The organism is Streptomyces sp. NPDC093071 (assembly GCF_044754545.1).
Taxonomy (GTDB): Bacteria; Actinomycetota; Actinomycetes; order Streptomycetales; family Streptomycetaceae; genus Streptomyces.
Map to the genome: position 1 here is coordinate 424,513 of NZ_JBIVPH010000005.1, position 11,048 is coordinate 435,560.

Below are 11,048 nucleotides of genomic sequence, written 5' to 3' on the forward strand. Positions count from 1 at the left end.
GGTGCCGGAACTGATCGCCGACGAACGGGCGTATGCCGCCGCCTCTCCGTGTCCTCCCGCCGCAGGGACCGCCGAGGACTGTCTCCGTGACGTGACGGCGACCGTCGTGAGAGCGGTGATCAAGGACGAGATCAAGTACGACGAGTTCTCGGTACGCCTGAGGGGCCCGCGCGAAGTCTCGGGTGACGTCGACATGGACGCGCCCGGGCCCCTGTTGAAGGACCTGCGGCCGGGTGACGTCGTGACCGTCACGCTGTGGCGGGACTACGTGGTCGCGGTGGCCAAGGACGGACGGTCCCAGGAGACGGCCGACACCCCGTCGGGCGAGCCGCAGTTCGTGACCGCGGTGGGGTCGGCCCTGCTGTCGGCCGGTGTCTTCACCGCCTACGCGGGGGGCCGGACTCTCACCCGGGCGCGCCGCTACGGGGAGCGGGGATGGCCCCGGCTCCTGGTGGTCCACGGCAAGACCGCGTTCGGCGCGATGCTGTGCACCGTGCCGGCCATGATCGTGGGGGACCTCGCCGGAGTTCCGCTCCAGATGATCGTCTGGCTCGTTCCGCTGCCCGCGGTCTGGTGGTTCGTGCGCCGGAGTGAGCTCCGGGGCCGGGGCAGACATGCCGCTCCGGTACTCCGGGACGTGTGACCGGCAACGGGCAGGCGGCCCGGTCCTCACTCCTGCCCGTCGTCCTGCAGCTTCGCCAGCCACCGTGCGGCGTACAGAACGCCGGCGTCTTGCGCCTGCCGCAGCATCTTCTCGGCCCCTGCCAGATCCCCTCGCTGCTTTCGGATGTGTGACAAAGGCACAAGGAGATCCGGATTTCCTCGCGCGACAGCCGCCAGGAGCAGCTTTTCGGCAGCTTCGTATGCGCCTCGGGCCGCTCGTGCCTTCGCCAAGGATCCGAGGAGCTCATTCGATCTTCCTGCGAGACGCTCGGCCTGCCGAGTTCTCCCCGTGGTCTCCAGGATTCGTACGAGATTACCGGCGGCGCTGGACTGCCCCTCTTCAAGGGCCCGCCGGTAAAGCCTCTCGGCCTGCTTCAGGTGGCCTTCCTCTTCCCGCAGTCGGGCCAGATCGAGCAGTACATAGGTCAGGTCCAGGTTGTAGGCCCTCCAAAAGAGAGCGGCCGCGGCGCGGTGGTCACCTTTTCTGCGACGGATCATCCCCAGACCGCGGAGTGCGTTCGTCTCGCCGAGGCGGACGGCGATCTCGCAGAACCGGTCTGCCTCGTCGCTGTCTCCTTCTTCTTCGAGGGCCCAGGTCAGTTCCCTCGGCGCGTTGACGTCCCCTTCGGCCATGGCGTACTTGAGCACCTCGATGGCCCGGGGCGTGTCTTTGTACATGTAAGTCCAGGCCAGACCTGTGAACGCCTCGGTGTTCCCGGAACCGAAGGAGAGCTTTGTCAGGAGCAGTGCGAGGGCATGCTGGCCGCGACCGGCCAGCCAACGTGCTTGGTACTCGACTGCCCGAGCCCCGAAGAATCCGGCGCCGAGGGCCTGTCTGTACAGCTCGATCGCGCGCTTGCCGTCTCCGCGCCGAGACGAGACGGAGGCCAGGCCGACGACGGCGTCCCATCGGCGGCTGTCCTGATCGACGGCCTTGCGGTACCAGTGTTCGGCTTTCTCGATCTGCCCGTCGTTCTCCGCACGGAAAGCGATGACGATCTGCGCGGAGATGTCCCCGAGTTCGGCCGCCAACTCGTAGTAGAGGTAAGGATCTTCGTCCTTGCGATTTTCTTTGATCCATCCCGCGAGGTGGGACAGGGCGGCACCCTCTCCGTCCTGTGCCGCCGCCCACGCGAGTTTTTCCGCTTGGTTCACCCTTCCCCGCGTAAGCGCGGAGAGAGAAAGGGAGACCCGGTCCCTAGCGCCGGCGGCGTGCTCCGCCGCCGCGTCCCAGAATTCTTCTTCGGGGCAGATGAGTTTCCGATGCCGATGGCCGTACAGCTCGAGGTAGTCCGCCAGCCGGTAGCTGCTGGGATTCTCGGATCCGGTCGCGCGGAATCCCGGGACCGGCGCCAGGGGCCCGCGAACCCCGCGGCACGGAGCCGACAGGTATCGCAGGGCGGACGAGAACCAATCGGGTTCTGCCAGATCCCGTTGCAGCGCGGTGAGGTAGCCGGCGGCCGCCGCACGGAGGAACGAGTGAGGCAGGTCCATGCCGTGACCGAGCCGCCGCGCGTCCATGGCGGCGTGCAGGACGGCCCGGGCGGTCGGGGATCCGTTCGCGTAGCGTTCCAACTGCGCCGGCCCGCCTGCCAGGAACTGGATGATGTGGCCGCCCTCGGCCTCGCGAGCGGCCTTCAGCATTCTGCGGTCGGCAGGCCGGCCCTCGCCGAGGAGAGCGGCCACCTCGTCGTCGCTGAACCTCTCCGGAACCGGGAGGGCACATGTGGTCAGCAGGGCGTGTGTCTTCGCGCGCTCGCCTCTGGAGAAGAGAGTCATGGCGGCCCAGTGGACATGCCAGGCCGTTCCCAGGACCAGAACGGGGGCCCGGCGCGGATCGCGCAGCAGCTCGGTGAGCCGAGCGGCGACGTGCTCGTCTTGGGGGGAGTCGCCGCAGAGCAGGTAGCGGTTGATCTCGTTGAGCCACACGACCGTATGCGGCTTCACCGCGCCCAGTGAGGCCAGCAGGTCTTCCCGGTCGGCCGGGTGCCACAGCCGCCATTCCTTTCCGAGGCGCTGAACGGCTTCCCACGCCGCGCGGGTCTTTCCCGTCGAAGAGTCGGCGAGAAGGACTTTCATCTCACTGGTCCCGGCGAGAGCCCGGTCGACGGCGGCATCGAGTTCGTCGTCGAAGGGCCTTCGGAAGTACGCCGGCAGGAAAGGCTCGTCCGGGGCCGTTTCCCCGTCGACCGAGATGGCCTCGTGGACCTCCAGGTCGACCGGGTCGGCGTCGTGCACGGGACAGCCGACTTCGTCGCCGCCTCCAGCCCGGTGGAACGCCTCCAGGGCGTCCGCGTCGCAGAAGCGTCGCGCCACGTGGTCGCCGAAGTACCGGGCCACGACGCGTGGCTGGAGCCGTAGACGAGACGCCAGGTGCTCGGCGTCCCACAGCTCCAACACCAGATCCGGATTCCGGGTCTGGTAGTGGTGCACCAGATCACGGACCTGGGTCCGGGTGGACGTGCAGGACGTGACGATGACCAGCCGCGACGCCGCGTAGGGCCTCGGGCCGTCCAGGAAGAGGTCCAGGGCCTTCTTCGCGTCCGCTCGAGTGAACCGGGCGACGTGCTTGACCTGGAAGGCGTGCCACTGGCCGTCCTCCGACAGCCCCGCGATGTCGATGCCGGCCTGCGCCTGCCCGGGAGATCCGTACCGGTGGCAGGGCGACAACCGTTCGGCCGTCTGGACGGACTCGCACACCAGCTGCTCGAACCGGCTCCACGAAGTCAGCTCGTGGAAAGGCAGCGATGCGAGCTTGCCGTCGATCACCAACGGTCGCTCCGAAGCTTCAGTCACATCGCCTCGCCGGGTCCGCACTCGATGTCTGGCGAGAACTCTATGCGGGGCGACCGACAAGCGGCCCGACGAGGGCCGAACCCGGCCACGGCCGGCGATCCGGTCGTTCCACCTGCGACAGCGCCGACGCGCCGCACCACGCACACGCACCACACCGGATGCTCCTCGCACGCTCTTTCCGCTCGCATCCGGGCCTGATTCCCTGATCGGACAGGCACTTGGACTCGACCACGAGGTGGGGTATGGAGCGCGCGGCCCAGAGGACAGCACGGCGCGGTACGTATGACATCGGCGAGCGACGGTACACCCCCTTCCTCGGCAGCCTGTCGGAGGAGGCCAGGGAGGAACTGCTGAGCATCGGCTCCCCGAGGCAGTATCCGCCCGGGGCGAAGATCCTCGTGGAAGGGACACCGGGCGACTGCCTGATGCTCCTGGGGGCCGGCTACGTGAAGGTCACCAGGAAGCGCGCCAACGGGCATGAAGGCCTGATCGCCATCCGGGCCGTCGGAGACGTGATCGGGGAGATGGCCGTGATCGACGACGTGCCCAGATCGGCCACGGTGACGGCGGGTCAGGACATCGACGTCCACGTCGTCCAGCGCCGAGCGATGCGGAGATTTCTCGGCAGGTATCCCGAGGCCACCCTTCAGATCGTACGGCTCGGCAACCGCCGCCTGCGCAGCGCGAATTCCTGGCGGATCGTGTTCGGCGAGTTCCCGGTTCACGTACGGCTCGCCCGGGTGCTCGCCGAACTCGCCGAGCACCACGGCAAGCACCTCGGCTCGCGCACTCTGATCTGCGTCGAGCTCACGCAGGCCGAACTCGCGGCGCTCATCGGATCGAAGGAAAGGGCGGTGCAGAAGGCGCTGGAGGAGTTCCGTGAGGCGGGGACCGTGGAGACCGGCTACCGCGAGATCGCGGTGCTCGAGCCGGACCGCCTCCGGGCGATCGGACTCCTGCCGCCGATCGGACGCTGACAGGAACCGGCATCCCGCATTTCTGCGGCCTGTCCCAAGAGCCCGGCACATCGGCAGCACAGTTGGCGACCAGCACCACCGACTATCCGAACTCATCGAGTAGGTGATGGTTCACATGACGTCGCAGCCGACCGTCCGGTCCGGGGCCGAGCCCTGGCCGGATGACGACCGCCGCCTCTGCCTGGCGGCGGACATTGAGCAGTACAGCCGCTTCGACACCCCGGGCCAGCGGACCGCACAGGCCCAGCTCGCCCGGATGCTGAGGACGGCAGCCGAACGCAGCGGGCTGGACCACGGCACGTGGTCCGTCCAGCCGCAGGGCGACATGGAGTTCGCGGTCCTCCCGGCCGGCACTTCCGAGCAGGTGGTGCTGGGCGAGTACGTCACCCACCTCGCGGCCGGGCTCGGCGGCTACAACGCCACCCGCCGGACCACCGGGCGGATGCGGCTCCGGCTGGCCATCGACACCGGTGTGGCCGCCACCGCCGCCCTGGGCTTCTCCGGCCCCGCCCCGATCGCCGTGGCCCGCTACCTGAACGCACCCGAGGTGAAGCGGGCCCTGGCGGCCGCCGAGTCGGCGAGCCTGGCCGTGGTGATCTCCGACCGGCTCTACCAGGACGTGGTGCGCTCGCGGCTCCACGGGCACGACCCGGAGCAGTACCGCCGCATCCACGTGGAGCAGAAGGGGTTCGCCGGGTACGGCTGGGTCCGGTTGCCCGGTGTGGACCCGAGCGACGCGGGGGAGTCCTGGCCGGACGCGCCGGAGGGCCGGCCGCGGCCCCCGGTGCGAGCGGCGGAGGCGGAACGGCCGAGCTTCGTCCAGCAGGGCGTCCACGGCACCGCCGTCCAGGGCGTGATCCACGGCTCCGTCGTCCACGGGGTGGTGCCCGGCGGGGCAGGCCGATGAGCGCCGTCCCGCCCGAGGAGGGCTGCACCTCCTGCGGGAACGCGGCAGGCGGCAACCGCCAGCAGGACACCCGGGGCCTCTCCGTCCAGGGCCGGACCGGCGACGTGTACTACTACGCCGCCGCCTGCGACCACCGCTCCGCCGCGAACGCGCGACAGTACACGGCCGGCTTCTCGCCGGTCCCCTACGAGACGCTGCGCGAGGAGTTGCACCGGATCGTCCGGGCCTGCTCACGCATCGTGGACGGCATGGGTGACGATTCGGGAGGTTCACCATGGGACTGATCCCCTACAACCGGGTGTTCGACGTACTGGAGCACCGGTTCCGGCCCGCCGAACTGCCCTTCCCGGGCATGACGGCCGAGGGCCCGAGCCGGCTCTCCGCCCTGACGGCCCGGCGGGCGCTGTACGCCAGGCCGTCGGATCCGCGGCTTCGCGAGGAGATCTGGCGCGAGGCCGTCGACGGGGCACGGCGCGACACCGGCACGGCCGGATCCGGACGGCTGCTGGCGATCTGGCTGGCCCTGCCCGCCCTGCGGGGCACCCTCCGCCGGATCGCCAACCGGTTGCCGGTCGACCGGCGGGAGCTCGAATCCGAGGCGCTGCTCGCCCTCCTGACCGTACTCGCGGACATGGACCCGCGGGCCCGGGAGACGGGCCGCGCACTGCTGCGCCCCACCACCAACCGGGTCTGGGCGTTCGCCCGGGCCCGCACCCGTGAGCGGCCGGTGGCGGACATCGGGGCGCTGGCCGCCGCCCACCTCTCCGCGGAGTCCCCCGCGGAGTCGCCGGTCGGCGACCGGCACGACGGCTGGGAGCTGCGGGTGTCTCCGCCCGCCCGGCCCGACGGCCTGTCGGCGACCGTGCGGTTCAGCGTCGCACCGGATCGGCTGGAGAGCTTCCGACTGGGCGAGCTGGCCGGTCACTTGGGTCTCGGAGAGATCGTGTACCGGGCGCGGCGTCCGAGCGAGGGAAGCCGCATCGGCACCCTGTCGCTGCGTCCGGTGGGAGGGCGACGATGATCCCGCGTTCCAGGACATGGCTGTCGTTCGGCGAGGCGTTCGACCTCCCGCTGGTCGTCGACCTGCGCACCGCCGCCCGGGCGCTCGGGCTCTGCCCCGCCACCGCGTACAGGCTCATTCACCAGGGCGGTTTCCCCTGCCGGTTCCTGCGCCTCGGGTGGCAGTACCGGATCCCCACCGCCGACCTGCTCCGGGCGCTCGGGATCGAGGAGCGCCCCATCTACCCGGCCGATCTCCGTGCCGGGGCCGACTTCCAGGAACAGCGCGATTCCGCAACGGAGTTCGAAACGGAGGACTACGCATGAGCATCGTGGCCGTCGCCGAGCCGAAGCCCGGGGAACCGCCGATGACGACCTGCTTCGTCATCGCGCCCATCGGCAACGAGCACGCCCCGGACGGGAGTCCGGAACTCCTGGCGTACGAGGAGAACCTGGAGATCTACGAGAAGGTGATCCTGCCCGCCTGCGCCAGGCACGGCATCGTCCCGGTCAGGGCGGACGGGATCGCCGACACGGGTGAGATCACCGAGCAGATCTGCCGTCACGTGCTGCAGGACGACATCGTGATCGCCGATCTCACCGGGGGCAACGCGAACGTCACCTACGAGCTCGGGATCCGGCACCTGACGGGCAAGCCCATCATCCACATCGGTGAGCACGGGCAGCTGCCGTTCGACCTCTCGCTGATCCGGACGATCATGTTCAAGCGAAGCCGGAGCGGTCTGGTCAGGGCGCGGCGGGACCTGGAGACCGCGCTGAAGGGCGCTCTGGACAACCGGTTCGAACCGCTGACCCCGGCCCGGATCCTGTTCGGGCTGCCGGCGGCGTCACCGTCGGAAGCCGTGGTCGAGGCGGAGCCGGACGATCCGGAGGCCCCCGGACTGTTCGACCGGTTCGCCCGTGTGGAGGCGCAGACGGAGGCGATCGGCGAGACCACGGAGGCGATCGCCGGGTTCATGACGGTGATCTCCGAATCCGTCGTGCAGATCGGTCCCGTGATGGAGCGGGCCGCCCAGCCGGGGGTGCCGATGAGCGCGTGGCTGCCGGCGATGACGGAGTTGTCCAGGTCGATGGCCGAGCCGGCCTCCGGCCTCCGGGAGGCCTGCACCCGCTTCGCCGGGCAGATGGTCGAGATGGACGCGGCGGTCCAGGCGACGTTCGACGTCATCGAGGCGATGCCGCCCGAGCAGCGCGCCGGTTCGTCGACCGACTTCCTGGAGCAGATGATCAGCACCGCCGAGTCCACCCACGAGGTGGTCGGCGTGCTCGGAGAGATCGAGGTCGGCATGCGGTGGATGGTGAAGATGAGCCGGGAACTGCGGGGACCGGGCCGGGACCTCACGGCCGCGGTCAAGCAGGTCAGCGGCGTGATGGCCCGGATCGCGGACTGGGAGCGCAGGGCTCGCGCGTTGCTCTGACCGCCCCACGCGTTGATCTGATCGCGAGGCGGACGGCTCCCCCGTTCCACCGTCGCCCAGCGGTCGAACCGGGGTGAACGGCCTCGGCAGACCACGACCATGAGCAGGTCCCGAGAACGACGAAGCCCCAGGTCTCCGACCTGGGGCTTCGTTCACGAGCGGATGACGGGAATCGAACCCGCGCTATAAGCTTGGGAAGCTCATGTTCTACCATTAAACTACATCCGCACAGCGGCCCAATGATCCCTGCCGCATCGTTGCACACTGTACCCCATGCGCCACTTGAGGCGAAGCCGCAGGCCCCCCGGGCGTGTGCGGAGTGCCGTCGCCGGAAGAGGGGGGTCGGTCCCCTAGGGTGGCTGTCTCGTTCACCGTATGTGTAGGGGAAGGGACTTGATGGGTTCCGTGGAGCGCACCGTCGTCCGTTGTGCCGAAGGGCACGTGTTCAGTACCGCCTCGTTCCCGCTGCAGCAGCTCGGGGCCGGGCGGATCGGGCCCGGGCGGCTCATCCGGTGTCCCCGGTGCGCGCGGCTGCGGCACGCCGTGCCCGTGGAGCTCGAGCGGCGCTGAGAGGGCGGCCGGGGCGCGGGGCCCTGCCGATTGGGGCAGGTCCGCGCCCCCTGCGTATCGTGGGGGCGTGCTTCTCTCAGACAAGGACATCCGGGCCGAGATCGATGCCGGACGGGTGCGCATCGACCCGTACGACGAATCCATGGTGCAGCCCTCGAGCATCGACGTGAGGCTTGACCGCTTCTTCCGGGTGTTCGAGAACCACCGCTACCCGCACATCGACCCCGCCATCGAGCAGCTCGACCTGACGCGCGAGGTCGAGCCGGAGGGCGACGAGGCGTTCATCCTCCACCCGGGTGAGTTCGTGCTCGCCTCCACCTACGAGGTCATCACCCTCCCGGACGACATCGCGTCCCGGCTCGAGGGGAAGAGTTCCCTGGGGCGGCTCGGGCTCGTGACGCACTCGACCGCCGGGTTCATCGACCCCGGCTTCTCCGGGCACGTGACCCTGGAGCTGTCGAACCTCGCGACCCTGCCGATCAAGCTCTGGCCGGGGATGAAGATCGGCCAGCTGTGCATGTTCCGGCTGAGCTCGCCCGCCGAGTTCCCCTACGGGAGCGAGCGGTACGGCTCGCGGTACCAGGGCCAGCGGGGGCCGACGGCCTCCCGGTCCTTCATGAACTTCCATCGGACCCAGGTGTGAGGCGGTCGCAGGCATGAGTGAAGTACGCGAGAACCTGACGTACGAGGGGTTCGGGCAGGCCGTCCGCGAGCTGGCGCAGACCATCGCCGACGACGGCTACGAGCCCGACGTCGTGCTCTCCATCGCCCGCGGCGGCGTCTTCGTCGCCGGCGGCCTGGCCTACGCCCTGGACTGCAAGAACATCCACCTCGTGAACGTGGAGTTCTACACCGGCGTCGGGACCACCCTGGAGATGCCGGTCATGCTGGCGCCCGTCCCCAACGCGATCGACTTCAGCGACAAGAAGGTGCTCATCGCCGACGACGTCGCGGACACCGGCAAGACCCTCAAGCTCGTCCACGACTTCTGCGTCGACCACGTCGCCGAGGTCCGCTCGGCCGTCATCTACGAGAAGTCCCACTCCCTCGTGAAGTGCGAGTACGTGTGGAAGAAGACCGATGAGTGGATCAACTTCCCCTGGTCGGTCGAGCCGCCCGTCGTGCGGCGTGAGGGCCAGGTGCTCGACGCCTGAGTCCCCCCGGACCACGGAGAAGGCCCCCGCCGGCATCCGGCGGGGGCCTTCCTCGTGTCCGTACGGGCTACAGCGTGCCCAGCTTGATCAGGCTCAGCAGTGCCGCCAGCTGGATCGCCGACGCGCCCAGGGCCTTCGGCCACGGGAGGTCGTGGGAGCGGCTCACCATCACCGTGAAGAGGGCGCCCGCCGCCAGCCAGGTCAGCCAGCCGACGACCTGGACGAGGCCGTTCTCGCCGCCCAGGAAGAGGGCGAAGACGAGCCGGGGCGCGTCCGTGATCGACATGATCAGCATGGACAGGCCGACGGTCGGCTGCCAGGCCCCGTCGCCGCCCAGCTGGCGGGCCAGGGTGTGGGTGACCGCGCCCAGGATCAGGCCGCCGAGGACGAAGCCGAGGGCGGTCATCAGGACGTACGGGATCGCCGTCGACAGGGTCGCGTTGATCGCCTCGTCGCGGGCCTTGTCGAAGCCGAAGATCGCGAGCAGGCCGTAGAGGAAGGTGACGACCAGCGCCGGGCCCCAGACGGCGTGGTCCCGCGTCCGCAGGAACGTGTCCGCGGGGCGCAGCACGATGCCGCTCAGGAGCGCCTTCCAGTGGAGCCGGGGGCCGGTCGGGACGGGCGCCGCGCCGGCGTGGTGGTCCGTGGCCGGGCCGTACGGGTCGTCCACGCTGAACATTTGCGTGTGGCCCGGGTTGTTCGCCGTGGCCGCGTGCGGGTGCTGGGGCTGCTGCCCGTAGGGGTCGCCGAAGTACTCCGGCTCCCCGTAGGGCTGCCGGCCCTGGTCCTGCCGGCCGCCCTGCTGCCCGTACGGCGGCTGCCCCTGGCCCTGCTGGGGCCACTGCTGCCCCGCGTGGGGCGGTGGGGCCGCGTTGTACCCGTACGGCGCCTGCTGCGGTCGTTGTTGCGGGGGGCGGTTTTCCCGGCCGCGTCCGTTCCTGAATCCAGCCACGTCAATGAACGTACCCGCTTCCGCCGGTCGGGCGCGCCTTTGCGGCTGACCTGTGACATCCCCTAAGGGACGGTACGTACGGGAAAGGCCGCCCCGCGCGGAGGCGGGACGGCCGTTCTCGTGATCGGGTGCTTACGCGGCGGGCTCGGGCTCCGGCTCGGTCTCCTCCGCCGGCTCCGGGTCGACCGGGGTCTTCACCGAGTCCAGGAGGAGCTGGGCGACGTCCACGACCGTCACGGACTCCTTGGCCTTGCCGTCGTTCTTCTTGCCGTTGACCGAGTCGGTCAGCATGACGAGGCAGAAGGGGCAGGCGGTGGAGACGATGTCCGGGTTGAGGGACAGGGCCTCCTCGACGCGCTCGTTGTTGATGCGCTTGCCGATCCGCTCCTCCATCCACATCCGGGCGCCGCCGGCGCCGCAGCAGAAGCCGCGCTCCTTGTGGCGGTGCATCTCCTGCTGGCGCAGGCCGGGGACGGCGGACATGATCTCGCGCGGGGGCGTGTAGACCTTGTTGTGCCGGCCCAGGTAGCAGGGGTCGTGGTAGGTGATGAGGCCCTCGACCGGGGTCACCGGGATCAGCTTGCCCTCGTC

Annotated in this window: 12 protein-coding genes and 1 tRNA gene; 9 read left to right on the top strand and 4 right to left on the bottom strand. The window is 69.8% G+C overall.

Annotation, left to right across the window (positions count from 1 at the left end; genetic code table 11):
• Window positions 1–91: 91 nt before the first annotated feature.
• Window positions 92–643, top strand: coding sequence for a hypothetical protein (locus tag ACIQD7_RS22755; RefSeq protein ID WP_402443765.1), 552 nt, complete (start codon window positions 92–94; stop codon window positions 641–643).
• Between the two features lie 26 nt (window positions 644–669).
• Here ACIQD7_RS22755 and ACIQD7_RS22760 read toward each other — a convergent pair whose 3' ends face one another.
• Window positions 670–3,432, bottom strand: a complete 2,763-nt coding sequence (locus ACIQD7_RS22760) for a tetratricopeptide repeat protein (protein ID WP_402443767.1) — start codon at window positions 3,430–3,432, stop codon at window positions 670–672.
• A 269-nt stretch (window positions 3,433–3,701) separates the two neighbouring features.
• Between ACIQD7_RS22760 and ACIQD7_RS22765 the strand changes: the two genes are divergently transcribed.
• The 6 genes from ACIQD7_RS22765 (at window position 3,702) to ACIQD7_RS22790 (ending at window position 7,781) form a co-directional block, all read left to right on the top strand.
• The gene (locus tag ACIQD7_RS22765) at window positions 3,702–4,436 is read left to right on the top strand and encodes a Crp/Fnr family transcriptional regulator (RefSeq protein ID WP_402443769.1); all 735 of its coding nucleotides are present in this window, start codon (window positions 3,702–3,704) and stop codon (window positions 4,434–4,436) included.
• A 115-nt stretch (window positions 4,437–4,551) separates the two neighbouring features.
• Window positions 4,552–5,343 carry a hypothetical protein gene (locus ACIQD7_RS22770; RefSeq protein WP_402443770.1) on the top strand — a complete coding sequence of 264 codons (792 nt, stop codon included), beginning with the start codon at window positions 4,552–4,554 and terminating at the stop codon, window positions 5,341–5,343.
• A complete protein-coding gene (locus ACIQD7_RS22775) occupies window positions 5,340–5,627 on the top strand; it encodes a hypothetical protein (RefSeq protein WP_402443772.1) in 288 nt (95 codons plus the stop codon). The genes ACIQD7_RS22770 and ACIQD7_RS22775 overlap by 4 nt, the downstream gene beginning before the upstream one ends.
• Entirely contained in the window at window positions 5,618–6,364 is a 747-nt protein-coding gene (locus ACIQD7_RS22780) for a hypothetical protein (protein ID WP_402443774.1), read from the top strand. Before ACIQD7_RS22775 ends, ACIQD7_RS22780 begins: the two co-directional genes overlap by 10 nt.
• Entirely contained in the window at window positions 6,361–6,669 is a 309-nt protein-coding gene (locus ACIQD7_RS22785) for a helix-turn-helix domain-containing protein (RefSeq protein ID WP_402443775.1), read from the top strand. The genes ACIQD7_RS22780 and ACIQD7_RS22785 overlap by 4 nt, the downstream gene beginning before the upstream one ends.
• A complete protein-coding gene (locus ACIQD7_RS22790; protein WP_402443777.1) occupies window positions 6,666–7,781 on the top strand; it encodes a hypothetical protein in 1,116 nt (371 codons plus the stop codon). The genes ACIQD7_RS22785 and ACIQD7_RS22790 overlap by 4 nt, the downstream gene beginning before the upstream one ends.
• A gap of 157 nt (window positions 7,782–7,938) precedes the next feature.
• On the opposite strand, the gene ACIQD7_RS22795 is transcribed toward ACIQD7_RS22790, so the two are convergent.
• Window positions 7,939–8,009 (bottom strand) — tRNA-Gly (locus ACIQD7_RS22795).
• Window positions 8,010–8,418: 409 nt separating this feature from the next.
• Here ACIQD7_RS22795 and dcd point away from each other — a divergent pair.
• Together dcd and ACIQD7_RS22805 are read left to right on the top strand one after the other, a co-directional pair.
• On the top strand, window positions 8,419–8,994 hold the full coding sequence (dcd, locus tag ACIQD7_RS22800; protein ID WP_062754053.1) for a dCTP deaminase: 576 nt from the start codon (window positions 8,419–8,421) through the stop codon (window positions 8,992–8,994).
• A 13-nt stretch (window positions 8,995–9,007) separates the two neighbouring features.
• Window positions 9,008–9,505 carry a phosphoribosyltransferase gene (locus ACIQD7_RS22805; RefSeq protein ID WP_121830310.1) on the top strand — a complete coding sequence of 166 codons (498 nt, stop codon included), beginning with the start codon at window positions 9,008–9,010 and terminating at the stop codon, window positions 9,503–9,505.
• Between the two features lie 67 nt (window positions 9,506–9,572).
• On the opposite strand, the gene ACIQD7_RS22810 is transcribed toward ACIQD7_RS22805, so the two are convergent.
• Window positions 9,573–10,457, bottom strand: coding sequence for a Yip1 family protein (locus ACIQD7_RS22810; protein WP_402443780.1), 885 nt, complete (start codon window positions 10,455–10,457; stop codon window positions 9,573–9,575).
• Window positions 10,458–10,589: 132 nt separating this feature from the next.
• The coding region (locus ACIQD7_RS22815; RefSeq protein ID WP_402443781.1) for a (Fe-S)-binding protein at window positions 10,590–11,048 on the bottom strand (459 nt) is incomplete at its 5' end.

Bases quoted from the DNA above. Each gene is read 5' to 3' on its own strand.
- ACIQD7_RS22765 (WP_402443769.1), top strand. From the start codon at position 3,702: ATGGAGCGCGCGGCCCAGAGGACAGCACGGCGCGGTACGTATGACATC.
- ACIQD7_RS22770 (WP_402443770.1), top strand. From the start codon at position 4,552: ATGACGTCGCAGCCGACCGTCCGGTCCGGGGCCGAGCCCTGGCCGGAT.
- ACIQD7_RS22775 (WP_402443772.1), top strand. From the start codon at position 5,340: ATGAGCGCCGTCCCGCCCGAGGAGGGCTGCACCTCCTGCGGGAACGCG.
- ACIQD7_RS22780 (WP_402443774.1), top strand. From the start codon at position 5,618: ATGGGACTGATCCCCTACAACCGGGTGTTCGACGTACTGGAGCACCGG.
- ACIQD7_RS22785 (WP_402443775.1), top strand. From the start codon at position 6,361: ATGATCCCGCGTTCCAGGACATGGCTGTCGTTCGGCGAGGCGTTCGAC.
- ACIQD7_RS22790 (WP_402443777.1), top strand. From the start codon at position 6,666: ATGAGCATCGTGGCCGTCGCCGAGCCGAAGCCCGGGGAACCGCCGATG.
- ACIQD7_RS22805 (WP_121830310.1), top strand. From the start codon at position 9,008: ATGAGTGAAGTACGCGAGAACCTGACGTACGAGGGGTTCGGGCAGGCC.